Origin of the sequence: Pantoea sp. EKM21T (genome assembly GCF_011800405.1) — a bacterium.
Lineage (GTDB): Bacteria > Pseudomonadota > Gammaproteobacteria > Enterobacterales > Enterobacteriaceae > Pantoea > Pantoea agglomerans.
The window spans coordinates 25,024-46,278 of the sequence record NZ_JAALFV010000014.1 but is presented as its reverse complement, the minus strand read 5'-3'; the positions used below and the strand labels follow the sequence as shown (position 1 = coordinate 46,278).

The 21,255-nt window shown below is 56.4% G+C and carries 17 protein-coding genes; 14 read left to right on the top strand and 3 right to left on the bottom strand.

What is annotated here, in order from left to right; all coding sequences use genetic code 11:
• Window positions 1-13 precede the first annotated feature (13 nt).
• The 4 genes from surE to rpoS all read left to right on the top strand — a co-directional run bounded on the left by surE (window position 14) and on the right by rpoS (window position 3,708).
• Window positions 14-775: a 5'/3'-nucleotidase SurE gene (surE, locus tag HFD87_RS21215; protein WP_003849099.1), complete on the top strand. Its 762-nt coding sequence runs from the start codon at window positions 14-16 to the stop codon at window positions 773-775.
• Window positions 769-1,395, top strand: a complete 627-nt coding sequence (locus HFD87_RS21210; protein ID WP_010248537.1) for a protein-L-isoaspartate(D-aspartate) O-methyltransferase — start codon at window positions 769-771, stop codon at window positions 1,393-1,395. The genes surE and HFD87_RS21210 overlap by 7 nt, the downstream gene beginning before the upstream one ends.
• A gap of 162 nt (window positions 1,396-1,557) precedes the next feature.
• Window positions 1,558-2,658: a murein hydrolase activator NlpD gene (nlpD, locus tag HFD87_RS21205; RefSeq protein WP_010248535.1), complete on the top strand. Its 1,101-nt coding sequence runs from the start codon at window positions 1,558-1,560 to the stop codon at window positions 2,656-2,658.
• Between the two features lie 57 nt (window positions 2,659-2,715).
• The gene (rpoS, locus tag HFD87_RS21200) at window positions 2,716-3,708 is read left to right on the top strand and encodes an RNA polymerase sigma factor RpoS (RefSeq protein WP_003849090.1); all 993 of its coding nucleotides are present in this window, start codon (window positions 2,716-2,718) and stop codon (window positions 3,706-3,708) included.
• Between the two features lie 139 nt (window positions 3,709-3,847).
• Here the strand turns inward: rpoS and mutS are convergent, their stop codons facing one another.
• Both mutS and narL read right to left on the bottom strand, forming a co-directional pair.
• Window positions 3,848-6,409, bottom strand: coding sequence for a DNA mismatch repair protein MutS (mutS, locus tag HFD87_RS21195; protein ID WP_033786727.1), 2,562 nt, complete (start codon window positions 6,407-6,409; stop codon window positions 3,848-3,850).
• Between the two features lie 306 nt (window positions 6,410-6,715).
• Window positions 6,716-7,363, bottom strand: coding sequence for a two-component system response regulator NarL (gene narL / locus HFD87_RS21190; RefSeq protein ID WP_010672127.1), 648 nt, complete (start codon window positions 7,361-7,363; stop codon window positions 6,716-6,718).
• Window positions 7,364-7,679: 316 nt separating this feature from the next.
• Between narL and HFD87_RS21185 the strand changes: the two genes are divergently transcribed.
• From HFD87_RS21185 to HFD87_RS21155, 7 genes are all read left to right on the top strand, one after another.
• The gene (locus HFD87_RS21185; protein WP_167423911.1) at window positions 7,680-9,071 is read left to right on the top strand and encodes a NarK family nitrate/nitrite MFS transporter; all 1,392 of its coding nucleotides are present in this window, start codon (window positions 7,680-7,682) and stop codon (window positions 9,069-9,071) included.
• 101 nt (window positions 9,072-9,172) lie between these two features.
• A complete protein-coding gene (locus HFD87_RS21180; RefSeq protein ID WP_010248527.1) occupies window positions 9,173-12,934 on the top strand; it encodes a nitrate reductase subunit alpha in 3,762 nt (1,253 codons plus the stop codon).
• The gene (gene narH / locus HFD87_RS21175) at window positions 12,931-14,475 is read left to right on the top strand and encodes a nitrate reductase subunit beta (protein WP_060680820.1); all 1,545 of its coding nucleotides are present in this window, start codon (window positions 12,931-12,933) and stop codon (window positions 14,473-14,475) included. Before HFD87_RS21180 ends, narH begins: the two co-directional genes overlap by 4 nt.
• Window positions 14,472-15,200, top strand: coding sequence for a nitrate reductase molybdenum cofactor assembly chaperone (gene narJ, locus HFD87_RS21170; protein WP_010672124.1), 729 nt, complete (start codon window positions 14,472-14,474; stop codon window positions 15,198-15,200). The genes narH and narJ overlap by 4 nt, the downstream gene beginning before the upstream one ends.
• Window positions 15,197-15,874, top strand: coding sequence for a respiratory nitrate reductase subunit gamma (gene narI / locus HFD87_RS21165; protein WP_022623789.1), 678 nt, complete (start codon window positions 15,197-15,199; stop codon window positions 15,872-15,874). The genes narJ and narI overlap by 4 nt, the downstream gene beginning before the upstream one ends.
• Before the next feature lie 149 nt (window positions 15,875-16,023).
• Complete coding sequence (mltB, locus tag HFD87_RS21160) at window positions 16,024-17,106, top strand: lytic murein transglycosylase B (protein ID WP_031594452.1); 1,083 nt, start codon at window positions 16,024-16,026, stop codon at window positions 17,104-17,106.
• A gap of 80 nt (window positions 17,107-17,186) precedes the next feature.
• A complete protein-coding gene (locus tag HFD87_RS21155) occupies window positions 17,187-17,522 on the top strand; it encodes a zinc ribbon domain-containing protein YjdM (RefSeq protein ID WP_033770017.1) in 336 nt (111 codons plus the stop codon).
• A 34-nt stretch (window positions 17,523-17,556) separates the two neighbouring features.
• On the opposite strand, the gene HFD87_RS21150 is transcribed toward HFD87_RS21155, so the two are convergent.
• Window positions 17,557-18,444 carry a dihydrodipicolinate synthase family protein gene (locus tag HFD87_RS21150; protein ID WP_167423910.1) on the bottom strand — a complete coding sequence of 296 codons (888 nt, stop codon included), beginning with the start codon at window positions 18,442-18,444 and terminating at the stop codon, window positions 17,557-17,559.
• A 167-nt stretch (window positions 18,445-18,611) separates the two neighbouring features.
• Here HFD87_RS21150 and tam point away from each other — a divergent pair, with 167 nt between their 5' ends.
• From tam to recA, 3 genes are all read left to right on the top strand, one after another.
• The gene (gene tam, locus HFD87_RS21145) at window positions 18,612-19,388 is read left to right on the top strand and encodes a trans-aconitate 2-methyltransferase (RefSeq protein ID WP_033770048.1); all 777 of its coding nucleotides are present in this window, start codon (window positions 18,612-18,614) and stop codon (window positions 19,386-19,388) included.
• 105 nt (window positions 19,389-19,493) lie between these two features.
• On the top strand, window positions 19,494-19,988 hold the full coding sequence (gene pncC, locus HFD87_RS21140; RefSeq protein ID WP_033770019.1) for a nicotinamide-nucleotide amidase: 495 nt from the start codon (window positions 19,494-19,496) through the stop codon (window positions 19,986-19,988).
• 95 nt (window positions 19,989-20,083) lie between these two features.
• Window positions 20,084-21,151 (top strand): recombinase RecA, encoded by a 1,068-nt coding sequence (recA, locus tag HFD87_RS21135; protein ID WP_010248510.1) that lies wholly within the window; start codon window positions 20,084-20,086, stop codon window positions 21,149-21,151.
• The last annotated feature ends 104 nt before the right edge of the window (window positions 21,152-21,255 follow it).

Genomic DNA, 21,255 nt, shown 5'->3' with positions numbered 1-21,255 from the left:
AGGTCAGAACGAAATGCGGATATTGCTCAGTAACGATGACGGCATTCATGCGCCAGGCATTCAGACTCTGGCGAAAGCCCTGCGGCAGATTGCTGACGTGCAGGTTGTTGCCCCCGATCGTAACCGAAGCGGTGCCTCGAACTCATTAACGCTGGAAACGCCTCTGCGCACCTTCACCCATGAAAACGGTGATATCGCCGTCCAGATGGGGACGCCGACCGACTGCGTCTATCTGGGGGTGAATGCGCTGATGCAGCCGCGTCCCGACATTGTGGTGTCGGGCATCAATGCCGGCCCCAATCTGGGCGATGATGTGATCTACTCCGGCACGGTGGCGGCAGCGATGGAAGGGCGACATCTTGGCTTGCCGGCTATCGCGGTTTCGCTCAACGGCCATCAGCACTACGCCACCGCAGCGGCCGTGACCTGCGCTCTGCTCAGGGCGCTGACGCATGAACCGCTGCGCACCGGCCGCATTCTCAACATCAACGTTCCCGATCTGCCGTTGTCAGAACTCAAAGGCATCCGCGTGACGCGCTGTGGCAGTCGCCATCCGGCGGATCAGGTGATTGCGCAGCAGGATCCGCGTGGCAATACACTCTACTGGATTGGTCCGCCAGGCGAAAAACTGGATGCGGGCCCGGATACGGACTTCGCCGCCGTGGATCAGGGCTACGTCTCTGTCACGGCACTGCATGTCGATTTAACGGCGCACAGCGCGCAGAACGTGCTCAGTGACTGGCTGGCTAAAGCTGAGGTGAACCTGGCATGGTGAATCGGCGTATTGAGACGTTGCTGTCACAACTGCGTCAGCAGGGCATCGATGATGAAAACCTGCTGAAAGCCATCAGTGAGGTGCCGCGCGAACGTTTTATCGACGAAGCGTTCGAGCATAAAGCCTGGGACAATGTTGCCTTGCCCATCGGCTCCGGTCAGACGATATCACAGCCCTACATGGTCGCGCGGATGACCGCGCTGCTCGGACTTAATCCGCATTCGCGTGTGCTGGAGATTGGTACGGGTTCAGGTTATCAGACGGCGATTCTTGCCCATCTGGTGGACCATGTTTATTCAGTGGAACGCATTAAAGGGCTGCAGTGGCAGGCCAAGCGCCGTCTGAAACAGCTGGATCTGCATAATGTCTCAACCCGTCATGGTGATGGCTGGCAGGGCTGGCCTTCACGTGGCCCCTTCGATGCCATCATCGTCACGGCTGCACCGCCTGAAATTCCGATTGCGCTGATAGCACAACTGGCAGAAGGCGGCATCATGGTGCTGCCGGTTGGTGAAGATCAGCAGGTACTGAAGCGCCTGCGTCGTCAGGGCGAAGAGGTGATGGAAGAGACCATCGAACCAGTGCGTTTTGTCCCGCTGGTGCAGGGCGATCTGGCCTGACCCTCTTCGTATTTCTTCACAACTGTTTCATAGCACCACGTACCTGATGTTGTTACTATCCAGTTTATTCATCGAAAACGCAGATTTTATCGCGCCGCGCAGAGTATCCTGCTGGCAGATACAGTGAAACAGATAGATCAGAGTTGCCATCACGGGGGATTAATGAGCACGGGAAGCACACTTTTTCAGTTACGCCGTCTGGCGGCGCTTTCACTGGTAGGTTTTTGGCTGGCAGGCTGTAGCTCCAGCGACAACTCACAGGCACCCATCAGTCGCGTTGGCGACAATGGTGGCATGAACACTAACCAGTCTGGAGCAGACATGAGTTCAGGCGGCGTTCCTGCCACGCCAGCCCAGGGACAAATGTTAAGCAAAAATTCAGCATCTGCCCCCGCTAGTGGTGGAATGATTAGTACCAACAGCAATGTTGAGACGCAGAATGGCCGGATTGTTTACAATCGCAGTTATCAGAACATTCCTAAGGGTAGCTACTCCGGTGAAACTTATACCGTTAAGCGTGGCGACACATTGTTTTACATCGCCTGGATTACCGGCAACGATTTCCGTGATTTAGCCCAGCGCAACAATGTTCCGGCGCCATATGGCCTGAATGTCGGACAAACTTTGCAGATTGGCAATGGGTCGGGTCAGCCGATTACTGGCGGCAATCCCATTACCGTTGCTGATGCAACGCAGGGCGGCGTTCCGGCGGCGCCACAAATTAAATCGCCTGCTGTTGCACAGCAACCTGTTATTACGTATTCTGATGATTCAGGTAATTCGGGTGGCAGCAAAATGTTGCCTTCGAATGGAGCAAATGTTGCAACGACAACAGCTCCAGTCGTTACCGCACCCCCAACGGTTAGCAGTACAACCAACAGTTCAACGCCGGTCGGAAGCTGGCGCTGGCCGACTGACGGGAAGATCATCGATAACTTCTCTGCCGCCGAAGGTGGCAATAAAGGTATTGATATCGCCGGGACGCGCGGACAATCTGTGGTCGCCACTGCTTCAGGACGAGTGGTTTACGCAGGTAACGCACTCCGGGGTTACGGTAATTTAATCATCATTAAACACAACGATGATTACCTGAGCGCCTACGCCCACAACGATACAATGCTGGTCCGGGAACAACAGGAAGTTAAGGCGGGGCAAAAGATCGCTACCATGGGTAGCACCGGAACCAGTTCAGTCAGATTACACTTTGAAATTCGTTACAAGGGGAAATCCGTAAACCCGTTGCGTTATTTACCGCAGCGATAATCCGGCAGAACAAAACAGGTTTATGTTCTGCCCTGGAATCACGGGTAGGAGCCGCTTATGAGCCAGAATACGCTGAAAGTAAACGAGTTACATGAGAACGCGGAATTCGATGAGAACGGAGCTGAAATTTTTGACGAGAAGGCACTCGTTGAAAATGAAGCCAGTGATAGCGACGTAGCGGAAGAAGAGTTGCTATCACAGGGTGCGACGCAACGTGTGTTAGATGCGACGCAGCTCTATCTCGGGGAGATTGGCTATTCTCCGTTGTTAACGGCAGAGGAAGAAGTCTTCTTCGCTCGCCGTGCATTGCGGGGTGATATCCCTTCCCGTCGCCGTATGATCGAAAGTAACTTACGCCTGGTGGTGAAAATCGCTCGTCGTTACAGCAATCGTGGTTTAGCTCTGCTGGACCTGATTGAAGAAGGTAACCTCGGCCTGATTCGCGCCGTAGAGAAATTTGACCCGGAGCGCGGGTTCCGTTTCTCAACGTACGCCACCTGGTGGATTCGTCAGACTATTGAACGGGCGATCATGAATCAAACCCGTACCATCCGTCTGCCGATTCACATTGTGAAAGAACTGAATGTTTATCTGCGTACTGCGCGTGAACTTTCCCACAAGCTCGACCATGAGCCGAGTGCGGAAGAGATCGCAGAGCAGCTTGATAAACCGGTTGATGACGTAAGCCGCATGTTACGTCTCAACGAACGCATTACCTCGGTTGATACGCCATTAGGCGGTGATTCTGAAAAAGCGCTGCTGGATATTCTGGCCGATGAGAAAGACAACGGCCCGGAAGACACCACGCAGGACGATGATATGAAACAAAGCATCGTTAAATGGCTGTTCGAACTGAACGCCAAGCAGCGTGAAGTGCTGGCACGTCGTTTCGGCCTGTTGGGCTATGAAGCGGCAACACTTGAGGATGTGGGTCGTGAAATCGGCTTAACCCGCGAGCGTGTACGCCAGATTCAGGTTGAAGGTTTACGCCGTCTGCGTGAAATCCTGCAGGCGCAGGGCCTCAGCATTGAAGCACTGTTTCGTGAATAATTGTTAACAGTAAATCTGAGTTTGAATGCGAAAAGCGATGGTGAAAACCATCGCTTTTTTTATGTCTGCAGAAAAGTGATTTGCGGGCAAGCAAGCATCGCACCGCGCATTAACGCGGTGCGATGTACGGGATGTAATATCAGACCAGCGATTTAAGGCGATAAATCCAGTCGAGTGCCTGACGCGGTGTCAGCGTATCCGGATCCAGCGCCTCAAGCGCCTCCATGGCAGGCGAGGTCTCTTCAACCAGCAGCGGCAGCTGAGAGCCATCGACCGTCGATGACGCGGAGTGGTTTGAAACGGTCTCAAGTTCCTTCAGCTTATTGCGTGCCCGCTTAATTACCTCTTTGGGTACGCCGGCCAGCGCCGCCACCGCCAGACCATAGCTCTTACTTGCCGCACCCTCCTGGACGCTGTGCATAAAGGCGATTGTGTCGCCATGCTCAACGGCATCCAGATGAACGTTAACCACGCCTTCCATTTTTTCCGGCAGGGTTGTCAGCTCGAAGTAATGGGTGGCAAACAGCGTCATCGCCTTGATACGGTTCGCCAGGTTTTCGGCGCAGGCCCAGGCGAGCGATAAACCGTCGTAGGTGGATGTTCCGCGTCCAATCTCATCCATCAGCACCAGGCTATTTTCGGTGGCATTGTGCAGGATGTTAGCGGTTTCGGTCATCTCAACCATAAAGGTCGAGCGCCCGGAGGCGAGATCGTCAGCGGCACCGACACGGGTAAAGATGCGATCCAGCGGGCCAATCAGCGTCTCATCGGCAGGAACAAAACTGCCAATCCATGCCATCAGCGCAATCAGTGCTGCCTGGCGCATATAGGTACTTTTACCGCCCATGTTGGGGCCGGTAATAATCAGCATTCTGCGCTGGGGTGCCAGTGACAGTGGGTTGGCAATAAACGGCTCTTTCAGAACCTGTTCCACCACCGGATGGCGTCCGCCGCTGATTTTAATCCCGGCTTTATCCTGCAATACCGGGCGGCAATAGTTCAGGGACCAGGCACGTTCTGCCAGGTTGCTTAACACATCCAGCTCTGCCAGCGCGGCGGCACTCAGCTGCAGCGCTTCAAGATGCGGCAGCAACTGATCGAACAGCGCCTCATACAGGCTTTTTTCCAGCGAAAGCGCTTTACCCTTGGAGGTGAGTACTTTGTCTTCGTACTCTTTCAGCTCCGGAATGATATAGCGTTCAGCATTTTTCAGGGTCTGACGACGGACATAGTGCATCGGTACCTGATGGCTCTGTCCGCGGCTCACCTGAATGTAATAACCATGCACGCCGTTAAAGCCGACCTTCAGGGTATCCAGTCCCAGCTTCTCGCGTTCGCGGATCTCCAGCCGGTCAAGATAGTCGGTTGCGCCATCTGCCAGTGCACGCCACTCATCCAGCTCCGCGTTGTAGCCGGGCGCAATCACTCCGCCATCGCGGATCAGCACAGGCGGGGACTCAATCACCGCCTGTTCCAGCAGCTCACGTAACGCAGTGAACTCGCCCATCTGCGTGCGCAGCTTTTGCAACTGCGGTGCCTCAACATCGGCCAGCAACTGGTTAAGTTCCGGCAGTTGCTGAAACGCATGACGCATGCGAGCCAGATCGCGCGGACGTGCGGTGCGCAGGGCCAGGCGAGCCAGGATTCGCTCCAGATCGCCGACCTGACGCAGCACCGGTTGCAGCACGTCGCTGAGATTTTGCAGCTCAGCAATCGACTCCTGACGCTGGTTAATGATGCGCACATCGCGCAGCGGCATATGCAGCCAGCGTTTCAGCATCCGGCTACCCATCGGGGTGACCGTTTTATCCAGCACCGCCGCTAAGGTGTTGTCAGTGCCGCCTGCCAGGTTCTGGGTGATCTCCAGATTACGGCGGGTGGCCGCATCCATGATGATGCTGTCCTGCTGCCGCTCCATGCTCAGCGAGCGGATGTGGGGCAGCGTGGTGCGCTGGGTATCTTTAACATACTGCAGCAGGCAGCCCGCCGCGCTCAGTCCGAGGTGCGCATTCTCCACGCCGAAGCCATTGAGATCGCGGGTGCCGAACTGCAGGTTCAGCTGCTGGCGTGCGGTGTCGATCTCAAACTCCCACAGCGGACGGCGTCGCAGGCCGCGTCGCTGATCGATCAGCGACATCGCCTGGAAATCTTCGGGGTAGAGCAGCTCCGCCGGATTGGTGCGCTGCAGTTCTGCCGCCATGGTTTCAGCATCGGCAGGTTCGCTGAGGCGAAAACGGCCTGAGCTGATATCCAGCGTGGCGTAGCCAAAACCGCGCGGGCTTTGCACGATCGCCGCCAGCAGATTGTCGTGCCGCTCCTGCAACAGCGCCTCATCACTGATGGTGCCCGGGGTAACGATGCGCACCACTTTGCGTTCGACCGGGCCTTTGCTCAGCGCCGGATCGCCTATCTGCTCGCAGATGGCAACGGATTCGCCCAGCTGCACCAGTTTAGCCAGGTAACCTTCAACCGCATGATAGGGCACACCCGCCATCGGGATCGGTTCGCCCGCTGACGCACCGCGCTTGGTGAGTGAAATCTCCAGCAGCTGCGAGGCACGTTTTGCGTCGTCATAAAACAGCTCGTAGAAGTCACCCATACGGTAAAACAGCAGAATGTCAGGATGCTCCGCCTTGAGACGCAGGTACTGCTGCATCATCGGCGTGTGGGAAGGAAAGTCCTTTTCGGTTGGCTCTTGCATAAGGTTTTAGCTCATTTTTAATGCGGTAAATTTCTGGCGGTCAACGCCCATGAAACCGAAAGGGATTCCAGGCGCGCAGGATAATCAGATGATAACGAATAGGGCAGGGCATATGCCAGCGTGATGCACAGCCGCGATCCTGACCGGGTGTAACCTGACAGGCATCCTGGCAAATGTGGCGGCGGCTGGCGACAAAAAAGTGCCTGTTCTCATGACGCTGATGCGGGGCTGCGAGGCGGCTCGCGATTTCTGCGGCAGTTTATGGCCGGCAGGACGGCACTGCGCCGCATCGGGAAGGGGGAAAAGTCAGTGCAGCCCGTTCTGCAGCGCCCAGACGGCGGCTTCAAGTCGGGATTTAAGGTTCATCTTCTTCAGCAGATATTTAACGTGAACCTTGACCGTGCTTTCACTGATGACCAGCTTGCGGGCAATCGCTTTATTGGTCATCCCGTCGCTGATCAGTTGCAGAATATCGCGTTCGCGCCGGGTCAGCTGATTGATATCGCGCGTCTGAGCAGGCTGCGCTTCACGCAACCGGGCGACCAGAATCGGGGTTAACGCCTCGCTCAGCACGATCTGACCGGCAGCAGCCTGATGCAGCGCTTTCAGTAAGGCTTCTGGTTCCATATCTTTCAGCAGATAACCATCAGCGCCGCGCTTCAGCGCGCTGACCACATCCTCTTCATTATCTGAAACGCTGAACACCACCACCCGGCCGGAAAGGGCTATCTCACGCAGCTGGGTCAGGGTATCCAGTCCGTTCAGACCTGGCATATTAAGATCAAGCAGGATCAGGTCGGGATCATGCTGCTGTGCCAGCGCCAGGCCATCAATGCCATTACCCGCTTCGGCAACCACCTGCAGTCTTTCATCCAGCGCAATCAGCTGCTTCAGGCCATTGCGCAGCATGGGATGGTCGTCGATCAATAAAAGCGTAAATTTCTCTGCCGTCACAATGACTCCTGTTCCTGTCACATACGCCAGCCCTGAGCGGGCGGAGAGCCTATCTTACCGGTGAAGCGGGGTCGCTATATACCCCCAATGGACTACTCCTTTATTTCCAGTCGGACACCCTTTTACAGAAGGCATGGGCGGCCGTGTTTAAACCCTATGATTTATAAGGTTTATCTGAATTCAGTCAACTACTTAACCGGGGTGAAGAGAGGGCGGCGTGCCTCTGTAACCTGCATTGCCGTTGATTTGTATCAAGCCCGACACCACGCCGGATGCGCAGGATACGCACAATTATTATTCTGCTGATGAGAGATTTATGACCCAATCCACCTCTTTGCAAACCCCGACGCGCGGCGCGTTAATTCAGGACTGGCAACCGGAAAACGACGCGTTCTGGCAGGCGCGTGGTAAACGTATCGCCAGCCGTAACCTGTGGATTTCTGTCTTCTGTCTGCTGCTGGGCTTCTGCGTCTGGATGCTGTTCAGCACCGTTGCGGTTAACCTGAATAAAGTTGGCTTTACCTTCAGCACTGAGCAGCTCTTTTTACTGACCGCACTGCCGTCGGTTTCTGGCGCGTTGCTGCGTGTGCCTTACTCTTTTGTTATTCCCATCTTTGGAGGACGTCGCTGGACCGCCTTCAGCACCGGCATCCTGATCATTCCCTGCCTTTGGCTCGGCTTTGCCGTACAGGACAGCCAGACCTCATTCACCACTTTTATGGTGATTTCCCTGCTGTGCGGTTTTGGTGGCGCTAACTTCGCGTCGAGCATGGGCAATATCAGCTTCTTCTTTCCCAAAGCCCGTCAGGGCGGCGCGCTGGGTATCAACGGCGGCCTCGGTAACCTTGGCGTCAGCGTAATGCAGTTTGTCGCCCCGCTGGCGATCTCCTGTGCCATTTTTGGTTTTGCCGATGTGGGTCAGACCACCGTCACCGGCGACAGCATCTGGCTGGAAAATGCCGCCTGGATCTGGGTGCCGTTCCTGGCGATAGGCACGCTGGCGGCCTGGTTCGGCATGAACGACCTGGCGGCGGCGAAATCCTCGCTGCGTGAGCAGTTACCGGTGCTGAAACGTCCCCACCTGTGGGTTATGGCGCTGCTCTATCTGGCCACCTTTGGCTCATTTATCGGTTTCTCTGCCGGTTTTGCCATGCTGACGAAGACGCAATTTCCTGATGTCGTGATCATGCATTACGCCTTTTTCGGCCCCTTTATTGGCGCGCTGGCCCGTTCAGCAGGCGGCATCATTTCTGACCGCTTCGGCGGTACCCGCGTCACGCTGATCAACTACGTGCTGATGGCGCTGTTTGCTGCGCTGCTGTTCCTTACCCTGCCGGGTGCCGGACATGATGGCTCGTTCGTGGCCTTCTTCGCCGTGTTTATGGGCCTGTTCCTGACGTCCGGGCTGGGCAGCGGCTCCACCTACCAGATGATTGCGGTGATCTTCCGTAAGCTGACGCTGGAACGTATCAAAGCTGAGGGCGGCGACGATGCGCTGGCACAGCGCGAAGCGGCAACAGAAACCTCTGCTGCGCTCGGCTTTATCTCCGCCATTGGCGCGCTGGGCGGTTTCTTTATTCCGCAGACTTTTGGCCTGTCGCTCGCCATGACCGGTTCACCCGCCGGCGCGATGAAAATCTTCCTGGTCTTTTATCTCTGCTGCATCGCGGTGACCTGGCTGGTTTACGGCCGAAAATCACGCGCCTGATAACGACAAAGCCGGTGTGGCGCACCGGCACAATTTCACTTTCTGTGTCGGGACAGATGCAGAGTCAGCAATGTCACATTAAGCCTTCAGGAGTATTCCGGATGAGCAAGTTTCTTGATCGGTTTCGCTATTTCAAACAGCTGGCCGAACCCTTTTCTGGCCAGCATGGCCAGACGTTAAACAGCAACCGCGACTGGGAAGATGGCTATCGCAGTCGCTGGCAGCACGATAAAATCGTGCGCTCCACGCACGGCGTTAACTGTACCGGCTCATGCAGCTGGAAAATCTACGTCAAAAATGGACTGGTCACCTGGGAGACCCAGCAGACTGACTATCCGCGTACCCGTCCCGATCTGCCAAACCATGAGCCGCGTGGCTGCCCACGCGGTGCCAGCTACTCGTGGTATCTCTACAGCGCTAACCGCCTGAAATATCCGTTAATGCGCAAGAAGCTGATTCAGCTCTGGCGCGACGCGAAAGCGCAGCACAGCGACCCGGTGGACGCCTGGGCATCCATCATCAGTAATCCTGAAAAGGCCAGAAGCTACAAACAGGCGCGTGGACGCGGCGGCTTTGTCCGCTCCAGCTGGCAGGAAGTCAACGAGATGATCGCCGCCGCGAACATCTGCACCGCGAAGACCTACGGCCCTGACCGCATTATGGGATTCTCACCGATTCCGGCGATGTCGATGGTCTCTTACGCTGCGGGCGCACGTTACCTGTCACTGATTGGCGGAACCTGTCTGAGCTTCTACGACTGGTACTGCGATCTGCCGCCGGCCTCACCGATGACCTGGGGCGAGCAGACCGACGTGCCGGAATCGGCTGACTGGTACAACTCCTCCTACATTATTGCCTGGGGCTCTAACGTGCCGCAGACCCGTACCCCGGATGCGCACTTCTTTACGGAAGTCCGCTATAAAGGGACGAAAACCGTGGCGATCACGCCGGACTATGCTGAGGTCGCGAAGCTGTGTGACCAGTGGCTGAGTCCGAAGCAGGGCACCGACAGCGCGATGGCGCTGGCGATGGGCCACGTGATGCTGAAAGAGTTTCATCTTGATCGCGAAGTTGGCTATTTCCGCGACTATGTGCGCCGTTACACCGATATGCCGATGCTGGTACTGCTGGAACCCCGTGAGGGCGGTTTTTACGCCGCCGGCCGTCAGCTGCGCGCCAGCGATCTGGTGGATGGGCTCGGTCAGGAGAATAACCCGGAGTGGAAAACCGTCGCGATCAACGAGGCGACCGGGGAACTGACCGCGCCGCAGGGATCTATCGGCTTCCGCTGGGGCGAAAAAGGCAAATGGAACCTCGAGCAGCGTGATGGGGCGTCACATCAGGAAGTTGAACTGCAGCTCAGCCTGCTCGGCAGCCACGATGAGGTGGTCGAGGTCGGTTTCCCTTACTTCGGTGGCATTACCAGCGAGCATTTCAACAGCGTTGCGCTGGACGAAATCCTGCTGCATAAGCTGCCGGTGAAACGCCTGCAACTGGCGGATGGCAGTGAAGCGCTGGTCACCAGCGTCTACGATCTGACGCTGGCGAATTATGGTCTGGATCGCGGTCTGGATGATGCCAACTGCGCGCAAACCTACGACGACATCAAAGCGTACAGCCCGGCCTGGGCGGAGCAGATTACGGGTGTCTCCCGTCAGAACATCATTCGCATTGCCCGTGAATTTGCCGAAAACGCCGAGAAAACCCGCGGTCGTTCGATGATCATCGTCGGTGCCGGTATGAACCACTGGTATCACATGGACATGAACTATCGTGGCCTGATGAACATGCTGATTTTCTGCGGCTGCGTTGGTCAGAGCGGCGGTGGCTGGGCGCACTATGTCGGCCAGGAGAAACTCCGTCCGCAGACCGGCTGGACCCCGCTGGCCTTTGGCCTGGACTGGCAGCGTCCGCCACGCCAGATGAACAGCACCTCCTTCTTCTACAACCACTCCAGTCAGTGGCGCTATGAAACCCTGGCCACCAGCGAATTGCTCTCCCCGCTGGCGGATAAAAGTCGCTACAGCGGCAGCCTGATTGACCTTAACGTCCGTTCCGAACGTATGGGCTGGCTGCCTTCAGCGCCGCAGCTTAACGTCAACCCGCTGCACATCGCGGCGCAGGCGAAAGCCGCCGGTCAGTCGCCGCTGGATTACACCGTGGAAAGCCTGAAGCAGGGCACCATGCGGTTTGCCGCTGAACAGCCGGACGATCCGCAGAACTTCCCACGTAACCTGTTTGTCTGGCGCTCCAACCTGCTCGGCTCATCCGGTAAAGGGCATGAGTACATGCTGAAGTATCTGCTGGGCACGGAAAACGGCATTCAGGGCAAAGATTTAGGCCAGCAGGGCCGCGTTAAGCCGGAAGAGGTGGAGTGGCTGGATCAGGGCGCCGAAGGCAAACTGGATCTGGTGGTCACACTCGACTTCCGCATGTCGAGCACCTGTCTCTACTCCGATGTCGTGCTGCCAACGGCGACCTGGTATGAAAAAGACGATATGAATACCTCGGATATGCATCCGTTTATTCATCCGCTTTCGGCGGCCGTCGATCCTGCCTGGGACTCAAAAAGTGACTGGGAGATCTACAAAGGTATCGCCAAAGCCTTCTCCGATCTCTGCCCGGGTCATTTAGGCGTTGAAACGGACGTCGTTACTCTGCCGGTGTTGCATGACTCACCCGCGGAACTGGCGCAGCCTTTTGAGGCGAAAGACTGGAAAAAAGGCGAATGCGATCTGATTCCGGGTAAAACCGCGCCACACATTATGGTGGTGGAGCGCGACTATCCGGCGACCTGGGAGCGCTTTACCTCGCTGGGACCGTTGCTGGAGACCCTGGGTAACGGCGGCAAAGGTATCAGCTGGAACACCAGCAAAGAGGTCGATTTCCTCAAGCAGCTGAACTACGTCAAAGCGGATGGCCCGGCAGCGGGGCGGCCGAATATCGACACGGCGATCGATGCGGCAGAAGTGATCCTGGCGCTGGCACCGGAAACCAATGGTCAGGTGGCGGTGAAAGCCTGGCAGGCACTTGGCGTGATTACCGGTCGTGACCACACCCACCTGGCGCTCAATAAAGAAGATGAGAAGATTCGCTTCCGCGATATCCAGGCGCAGCCGCGCAAAATTATCTCCAGCCCGACCTGGTCAGGGCTGGAAGATGAACATGTCTCTTACAACGCCTGCTACACCAACGTTCATGAGCTGATCCCGTGGCGAACCCTGAGCGGCCGTCAGCAGCTCTATCAGGATCATGAGTGGATGCGCGCCTTTGGCGAGAGCCTGATGGTCTATCGTCCGCCAATCGATACCCGCGCGGCGAAGCCGTTGCTGAACAGCAAACCCAACGGTAACCCGGAGAAGGCGTTGAACTTCCTGACGCCACACCAGAAGTGGGGCATTCACTCCACCTACAGCGATAACCTGCTGATGCTGACACTGTCGCGCGGCGGACCGATTGTCTGGATGAGTGAAGATGACGCTCGTGAGCTGGGTATCGTGGATAACGACTGGATCGAGGCGTTCAATGCCAACGGTGCGCTGACCGCACGTGCAGTAGTGAGTCAGCGCATCCCGGCGGGTATGACCATGATGTACCACGCGCAGGAACGTATCGTGAATATCCCTGGCTCGGAGATCACCAGCCAGCGCGGCGGGATCCATAACTCGGTGACGCGGACCTGCCCGAAACCGACCCATATGATCGGCGGTTATGCGCAGCTCTCCTGGGGCTTTAACTACTACGGCACCGTCGGCTCGAACCGCGATGAGTTCGTGGTAGTGAGAAAAATGAACAACGTTAACTGGTTAGATGGGGAAGGCAACGATGCCTGCCAGGGCAGCCAGCAGGAGGTAAAACCATGAAAATTCGTTCACAGGTCGGCATGGTGCTGAACCTCGACAAATGTATCGGCTGCCACACCTGCTCGGTGACCTGTAAAAACGTCTGGACCAGCCGCGAGGGCATGGAGTACGCCTGGTTTAACAACGTCGAAAGCAAGCCTGGTGTCGGCTATCCGCACGCCTGGGAAGATCAGCAGAAGTGGAAGGGCGGCTGGATCCGTAAGATCAACGGTAAGCTGGAGCCGCGCATGGGGAGTCGCATCGGTCTGCTGTCGAAGATCTTCGCCAACCCGGATGTGCCGGCGCTGGATGATTACTACGAACCGTTCGATTTTGATTATCAGCATCTGCACAATGCGCCCGCCGGTAAGCATCAGCCGATTGCGCGTCCGCGCTCGCTGATCACCGGTCAGCGGATGAAAAAGATCGAAAACGGCCCGAACTGGGAAGAGATCCTCGGCGGCGAGTTTGCCAAACGTTCGCAGGATAAGAACTTCGATAACATCCAGAAGGAGATTTACGGTCAGTTTGAGCACACCTTCATGATGTACCTGCCGCGCCTGTGTGAGCACTGCCTCAACCCGGCGTGTGTGGCGACCTGCCCAAGCGGCGCGATCTACAAACGCGGCGAAGATGGCATCGTACTGATCGACCAGGATAAATGTCGCGGCTGGCGGATGTGCCTCACCGGCTGTCCGTACAAGAAGATCTACTTCAACTGGAAAAGCGGCAAATCAGAAAAATGCATTTTCTGTTATCCGCGCATTGAAGCGGGCCAGCCCACCGTCTGTTCAGAAACCTGTGTCGGCCGTATCCGCTATCTCGGCGTGTTGCTCTATGACGCTGACCGCATTGAACAGGCGGCCGCAGCGGAAAACGAGAAAGATCTCTATCAGAGCCAGCTGGATATCTTCCTTGATCCCAACGATCCGGCGGTGATTGCGCAGGCGCTGAAAGATGGCGTTGCGCAGAGTGTAATCGACGCAGCACAGCGTTCACCGGTCTATAAAATGGCGATGGAGTGGAAGCTGGCGCTGCCACTTCACCCTGAATACCGCACGCTGCCGATGGTCTGGTATGTGCCACCACTGTCACCGATTCAGTCGGCGGTGGATGGCGGGGCGCTGGCGCACACCGGCGTGCTGCCGGATGTGGAAAGCCTGCGCATTCCGGTTGAGTATCTGGCGAACCTGCTGACCGCAGGCGACACCGCACCGGTGCTGCTGGCACTGAAGCGGATGCTGGCTATGCGTCATTACAAACGCGCAGAAAGCGTGGACGGTGAGCATGATATCCGGGCGCTGGAGCAGGTCGGCCTGACCGAAGCGCAGGCGCAGGAGATGTACCGCTATCTGGCGATCGCGAACTATGAAGATCGCTTTGTGGTGCCCTCCAGCCATCGCGAACTGGCGCGTGAAGCCTTCCCGGAAAGCAAAGGCTGCGGCTTTAGCTTTGGCGATGGCTGTCACGGCAGCGACAGCAAATTCAACCTGTTCAACAGCCGCCGTATTGATGCCATCGACATCAGTAAGAAAACCATCCGTCCGGAGGATGCCTCATGATGACGTTACGGATTCTTTCGCGGCTGCTGGACTACCCGGACGAGGCGCTGTTTACCCACTCTTCCGACCTGATCGCGGCGCTGGATGACGCCTCTGAACTCAACCTGCAGCAGAGCGCACGGCTGGTGCGGTTTATCAATCAGCTCTGTGCCCGGCCACTGCTCGACGTACAGGCTGACTACTGCGAACTGTTTGATCGTGGCCGCGCCACCTCGCTGCTGCTGTTTGAACACGTGCACGGTGAGTCACGCGATCGCGGTCAGGCGATGGTTGATCTGCTGGAACAGTATCGTGCCGATGGTCTGGAGCTGGACAGCAAAGAGCTGCCCGATTTCCTGCCGCTCTACCTGGAGTATCTCGCCTGTAAAAGCGATGAGGCCGCGCGTCAGGGACTGGACGACATCGTGCCTATCCTGGCCTTGCTGGCGGCGCGGCTTGAAGAGCGTCAGAGCCCCTACGCCGATCTCTTCACAGTGTTACTGACGCTGTCCGGTAGCGCAGTTGATCCTGCGGCCCTCAAGCCACAGGTGGCGCAGGAAGCGCGCGACGATACGCCGGCAGCACTGGATGCTGTCTGGGAAGAGGAGCAGATTAAATTTCTCGGCGAACAGGGCTGCGCCTCGGCGCAGCAGGCGATGCATCAGCGTCGCTTCGCCGATGCGGTCGCGCCGCAGTATCTGGACATCGCCGCGGCGACGGCGCGTACCACAGGAGAATCAGCATGAATTTTATTAACACTTTCTTCTTCGATATTTACCCCTACCTCGCCGGAACGGTCTTCCTGGTGGGAAGCTGGCTGCGCTATGACTACGGGCAATACAGCTGGCGTGCCGGTTCCAGTCAGATGCTGGACAAAAAAGGGATGCGTCTCGCCTCCAACCTGTTTCACATCGGCATCATCGGTATTTTCTTCGGTCATATCGTCGGGATGCTGACGCCGCACTGGATGTATGAATCCTTCCTGCCGATCGACGTAAAGCAGAAACTGGCGATGATTGCCGGTGGCCTGTTCGGGGCGATGACACTGGTGGGCGGTGGACTGCTGCTGAAGCGCCGTCTGACCAATCCACGGGTGCGGGCGACCAGTAGCGTCGGTGATATTCTGATCATGACCCTGCTGGTGGCTCAGGCGACGCTGGGCCTGCTGACCATTCCCTTCTCCGCCCAGCATATGGACGGCAGTGAAATGATGAAGCTGGTGGGCTGGGCGCAGGCGGTGGTGACCTTCCACGGTGGCGCTTCGCAGCATCTCGACGGCGTGGCGTTTATCTACCGCGTGCACATGGTGCTGGGAATGACGCTGTTCCTGCTGTTCCCGTTCTGCCGGCTGGTGCATATCTGGAGCGCGCCGGTTGAGTATCTGACCCGTCGCTATCAGCTGGTGAGAAACCGCCGCTAAGCGCATGATGGCTGCGGGGCAGAGAGAGTCCCGCAGCCATTTTAGCCCACGGCTGCCTTGACGTTTTTTTAAGATTTTGCCCTGTATGTCATTGCGCTGAACGTCTACTATTACCGCATCTGAAATTACCCCTCGTTTATGGATAACCGATGCGCCTCAAGTTAGCCTTCCTTGCGTTCATCCCGCTTCTGGCCTCCTGCAGCAGCAAACCTGAAGTCCCGTCCCAGCAGAAGATGCTGGCTGCGCCACAGGGCGGTTTTTTACTGCAGCCGTCGCACAGCGGACAGGCGATGTTTGGCGACTTTGCCGGTAACCCGGCAGCAGAGCAATTTATCGATAAGATGGTAGAGAAGCATGACTTTGACCGTCAGCAACTGCACAACATCATCGGTCAGGCCAAACGACTGGATTATGTGCTGCGACTGATGGACCGTCAGGCACCAAGCTATACGCCAGCGCCAGGGCCTAATGGCGCCTGGATCCGCTATCGCAACAAGTTCATTACGCCCGATAACGTGCAAAATGGGGTGGCGTTCTGGAATCAGTATCAGGATGCCCTGCAACGCGCACAGCAGGTTTATGGCGTGCCACCGGAAATTATCGTGGGCATCATTGGCGTGGAAACCCGCTGGGGTCGTGTGATGGGGAAAACGCGGATTCTGGATGCGCTTGCGACCTTATCCTTTAACTATCCGCGCCGCGCAGAGTACTTCAGCAGCGAGCTGGAAACCTTTCTGTTGATGTCGCGCAAAGAGCAGGATGACCCGCTGGCGCTGAAAGGCTCCTTTGCCGGGGCGATGGGCTATGGTCAGTTTATGCCCTCCTCTTACAATGATTATGCGGTTGATTTCAACGGCGACGGTCATGCAAACCTGTGGGATCCGGAGGATGCTATCGGCAGCGTGGCGCACTATTTTCAGAAGCATGGCTGGCGTAGCGGCGAAAACGTGGCGGTACCGGCCAGCGGTCAGGCACCGATGCTGGAAGATGGCTTCAAAACCCGTTACAGCGTGAGCATGCTGGCGGCGTCAGGATTGTCACCACAGGGCTCGCTGGACGGTAACGATCAGGTCAGTCTGCTACGCCTGGATTTGGGCACCAGCTACCAGTACTGGTACGGCTTACCCAATTTCTATGTCATTACCCGCTACAACCACAGTACCCATTATGCGATGGCGGTGTGGCAGCTGGGTGAGGCGGTGAGCAAGGCGCGCCAGGGCGGCCTGTTATAAAGGCTATCCTTGTTAACTGTAAGGTTATATGATGACGCCCTTTTTCAGGCCACACAGCCACTGATATTTCTGGAGTCATTATGTCTTTACCTGCCTGCCCGGCTTGTCACGCCGATTACACCTGGCAAGATGGCGATAACCTTAACTGCCCCTCCTGCGGTCACATCTGGACCGAGGGAGAAGGTGACAGCAGCAACGCATCACTGGAAGTGCGTGATGCCAACGGCAATCTGCTGGCAGATGGCGACAGCGTCACGGTGATCAAAGATCTCAAGGTGAAGGGCAGTTCTTCATCGCTGAAGATCGGCACTAAAGTGAAAAGCATTCGTCTGGTTGAAGGGGACCACAACATCGATTGTAAAATCGACGGTTTTGGCCCGATGAAATTAAAATCTGAGTTTGTGAAAAAGAACTGAGATCGGGGGCGCAGAGATGCGCCCGCTTTCCTGCTTAGCTGAACAGCTTATCAATTGCGGCACACTGCTCCGCATTCAGCGTGCCACCGTAGTTTCGTGAGCCGCTGCTCATCGAGTCATAGCGCCGTGCCACGGCCGTTTTAATTGTCGTTACGAAATCATCTCCGATACTGTAAATCGCCATCAGACGGCCGATCTGCTGCTGCAGGCGCGTCAGCTCCGGCAGATTGCCACTTCGCCATGCCGTCATCATCTGCGCAAAGTACTCCGGCACAATATTATTCAGTCCTGAAATTACGCCGGCACCGCCCGCCAGCAGGTTCGGGAGCAGGTACTCGTCATACCCCGACAGTACGGCGAAATCGCTACGCACCTTGCGGGCCTCTTCAATCATCATCCGGTTATGCGACAGGCAATCCACCGTATCTTTAATGCCGGCGAAGTTGGGCAGCTTTGCCGCCAGGGCAGCAATCAGCGCGGGCGTCAGGTCGCAGCCGGTGCGTGCCGGAAAGTTGTAGGCAAACCATTTACCACCGAGCTGCGCGTCCAGTGCTTCGAAGTAGTGCATCAGCTGGTTTTGCGTCTGGCCATAATAGTAGGGCGGCAGCACCATCACCGCGTCAAAGTCATTTTTCCAGGCGGCTTCAGCCAGCTCCAGCATGTCAGGAATGCAGGTTGCCGAGACGTTCGCGACCATCTTCAGCGATGACAAGGGTCTGGTTTCCTGAATCAGTTGTAAGCGTTCCTGCTGCGTCAGTGAGGCGAACTCGCCAATGCTGCCCATCACCAGTAAGGTATCGATACCGGAGTCATTGAGGCGGGAGAAATGTCGCCCGAGCGCATCAATATCGACCGCACCCTGCGCATTGAACGGGGTGACTGAAGGGCACCAGACACCGGCAAAGGGCGATTTTTCACTCATAAATGACTCCTGAATCGGATGTTAAAAAAATGAAACAGTGTTTTAACTTAATGACTCCGGCCGGTCTCTGCCAGCGCATGATTCAAAAATGAGCAACGGGTCGCACTTTTTCCTCTTTCATCCGTCTCAGTAAGCGGATGCATCTGATAACTGAGCGAGAGGTCATGATGAAAGAGTGGGATCCTGTGCTGTACCGTAAGTTTGAAGCAGAACGAACCCGTCCAGCCCGCGAACTTCTGGCGCGCCTCAGCCTGGAACAGGTTGAGCAGGTGACCGATCTGGGATGCGGGCCCGGTAACAGCACCGAGCTGCTCGCTGATGCCTGGCCACTGGCGCAGATTACCGGGCTGGACAGTTCCGCCACGATGTTAACTCAGGCCGCTGAACGCCTGCCGCACTGTCGTTTTATCCAGGCGGACATCCGCAACTGGCAGGCCGATGTGCCGCAGCAGGTGGTCTACGCCAACGCGTCTCTGCAATGGCTGGATAATCACGCAACGCTGTTTCCCCATCTGGTCAGCCAGCTGGCGCCCGGTGGCGTGCTGGCGATCCAGATGCCTGATAACCTCAATGAGCCGTCGCACCGGCTGATGCGCGAGGTGGCGGCAACGGATCGCTGGCGTTCACGCATCAATGCCGATGCCGCTGAACGTACACAGCTGCTTTCCACGGGCGAGTATTACGATCTGCTGACGCAGGCCGGCTGTGAGGTGGATATCTGGCGTACCACCTATTATCACGTGATGGCCGATGCGCAGGCGATTATCAGCTGGCTGCAGGCGACCGGTTTACGGCCTTTCCTGGCAACGCTGGATGAGACCGAACAGACGGCGTTTCTGACCGATTATCATCAGCGTTTGCTCGCGGCTTATCCGGCTCAGGCCGATGGTCAGGTGTTGCTCGCCTTCCCGCGTCTTTTTATGGTTGCGGTGAAAAACCGGTAAGCGCAGTGGAAAGCTGGCCGCAAAAACAGCGTAATAATGGTGAGTGACCTTGAAAAAGCGGTTTTTCTGCACCACCTTCAACCCACAGCCAAAGGGAGAGTCGCAATGGATGATCAGCAATTGCAGGCGCTTAGTGCGCAGATAGGTGAGAAGCTGAAGCAGCGCAATGCCACCGTAACCTGTGCGGAATCCTGCACGGGGGGATGGATTGCCAAAGTCTTTACCGATATCAGCGGCAGCTCCGCCTGGTTCGAGCGGGGTTTTGTGACCTACAGTAACCAGGCCAAACAGCAGATGGTCAGTGTTCAGGCTGCTTCGCTGTTGCAGTATGGTGCGGTAAGTGATGTGGTGGTGCGGGAGATGGCGCTGGGTGCCCGCAGGGCGGCCCATGCTGACTACGCGATCTCCGTCAGCGGTATTGCCGGTCCGGATGGCGGCAGTGAAGAAAAACCGGTGGGCACGGTGTGGTTTGGCTTTGCCGGGCCGCAGGGTAACGTATTGACTTTTCAGCAGCATTTTAGCGGCGATCGTGATGCCGTACGCCGCCAGTCGGTGGCATGGGCCCTGCAGAAACTGTATGGCGAATTTCTGACAAATTAAACTTGATACTGTATGACTATACAGTATAATTGTCGGCAACAGAAAGAGTACAGGCACCCTGAGTGCGTGTTTACCCGGCTTGATTAGGAGTTGAAATGGCGATTGATGAAAACAAACAGAAGGCTTTAGCTGCCGCGCTTGGCCAGATTGAGAAGCAATTTGGTAAAGGCTCCATCATGCGCTTGGGTGAAGACCGCTCAATGGATGTGGAAACTATCTCTACCGGCTCGCTGTCGCTGGATATCGCATTAGGCGCAGGCGGTCTGCCAATGGGCCGTATCGTTGAGATCTATGGACCTGAGTCTTCAGGTAAAACCACGCTGACTTTGCAGGTTATCGCATCTGCACAGCGTAAAGGTAAAACCTGTGCCTTTATCGATGCAGAACATGCGCTTGATCCGGTTTACGCCAAGAAACTCGGCGTAGACATTGATAACCTGCTCTGCTCTCAGCCAGACACTGGTGAGCAGGCGCTGGAAATCTGTGATGCGCTGGCGCGCTCTGGTGCCGTTGACGTGATCATCGTCGACTCCGTCGCGGCGCTGACGCCTAAAGCGGAAATCGAAGGTGAAATCGGTGACTCACACATGGGCCTCGCGGCACGTATGATGAGCCAGGCGATGCGTAAACTGGCCGGTAACCTGAAGCAGTCCAATACCCTGCTGATTTTCATCAACCAGATCCGTATGAAAATTGGTGTGATGTTTGGTAACCCGGAAACCACCACTGGTGGTAACGCGCTGAAGTTCTACGCCTCTGTCCGTCTTGATATCCGCCGTATCGGTGCAATCAAAGAGGGCGATAACGTGGTCGGCAGTGAGACCCGCGTTAAAGTGGTGAAAAACAAAATCGCCGCGCCATTCAAACAGGCTGAATTCCAGATCATGTACGGCGAAGGTATCAATACCTTTGGTGAGCTGGTCGACCTGGGCGTGAAGCACAAGCTGATTGAAAAAGCGGGTGCATGGTACAGCTACAATGGCGACAAGATTGGTCAGGGTAAATCGAATGCCGGCAACTTCCTGAAAGAGAATGCTGCTGTGGCAAACGAGATTGATCTGAAGTTACGTGAGATGTTGCTCAACGGCGCGGATGAAAAACTCGCAGCAGCCGACAAGGCTGCTGAGAAAGAAGACGCGGCTGAAGCGAACGAAGACTTCTAATCTCTGATGCGGGAGGGGCGAAAGCCTCTCCCGTAGTTTTATCCCCCTCTATTGCCTTTCTTGCCTTCCCTCTGTCCTGTTCTGTCGCCATAATCTCCCTCTGT

Excerpts from the sequence above, each read along its gene's own strand:
- surE (WP_003849099.1), top strand. The coding sequence starts at position 14 with ATGCGGATATTGCTCAGTAACGATGACGGCATTCATGCGCCAGGCATT.
- HFD87_RS21210 (WP_010248537.1), top strand. The coding sequence starts at position 769 with ATGGTGAATCGGCGTATTGAGACGTTGCTGTCACAACTGCGTCAGCAG.
- nlpD (WP_010248535.1), top strand. The coding sequence starts at position 1,558 with ATGAGCACGGGAAGCACACTTTTTCAGTTACGCCGTCTGGCGGCGCTT.
- rpoS (WP_003849090.1), top strand. The coding sequence starts at position 2,716 with ATGAGCCAGAATACGCTGAAAGTAAACGAGTTACATGAGAACGCGGAA.
- mutS (WP_033786727.1), bottom strand. The coding sequence starts at position 6,409 with ATGCAAGAGCCAACCGAAAAGGACTTTCCTTCCCACACGCCGATGATG.
- HFD87_RS21185 (WP_167423911.1), top strand. The coding sequence starts at position 7,680 with ATGACCCAATCCACCTCTTTGCAAACCCCGACGCGCGGCGCGTTAATT.
- HFD87_RS21180 (WP_010248527.1), top strand. The coding sequence starts at position 9,173 with ATGAGCAAGTTTCTTGATCGGTTTCGCTATTTCAAACAGCTGGCCGAA.
- narH (WP_060680820.1), top strand. The coding sequence starts at position 12,931 with ATGAAAATTCGTTCACAGGTCGGCATGGTGCTGAACCTCGACAAATGT.
- narJ (WP_010672124.1), top strand. The coding sequence starts at position 14,472 with ATGATGACGTTACGGATTCTTTCGCGGCTGCTGGACTACCCGGACGAG.
- narI (WP_022623789.1), top strand. The coding sequence starts at position 15,197 with ATGAATTTTATTAACACTTTCTTCTTCGATATTTACCCCTACCTCGCC.
- mltB (WP_031594452.1), top strand. The coding sequence starts at position 16,024 with ATGCGCCTCAAGTTAGCCTTCCTTGCGTTCATCCCGCTTCTGGCCTCC.
- HFD87_RS21155 (WP_033770017.1), top strand. The coding sequence starts at position 17,187 with ATGTCTTTACCTGCCTGCCCGGCTTGTCACGCCGATTACACCTGGCAA.
- HFD87_RS21150 (WP_167423910.1), bottom strand. The coding sequence starts at position 18,444 with ATGAGTGAAAAATCGCCCTTTGCCGGTGTCTGGTGCCCTTCAGTCACC.
- tam (WP_033770048.1), top strand. The coding sequence starts at position 18,612 with ATGAAAGAGTGGGATCCTGTGCTGTACCGTAAGTTTGAAGCAGAACGA.
- pncC (WP_033770019.1), top strand. The coding sequence starts at position 19,494 with ATGGATGATCAGCAATTGCAGGCGCTTAGTGCGCAGATAGGTGAGAAG.
- recA (WP_010248510.1), top strand. The coding sequence starts at position 20,084 with ATGGCGATTGATGAAAACAAACAGAAGGCTTTAGCTGCCGCGCTTGGC.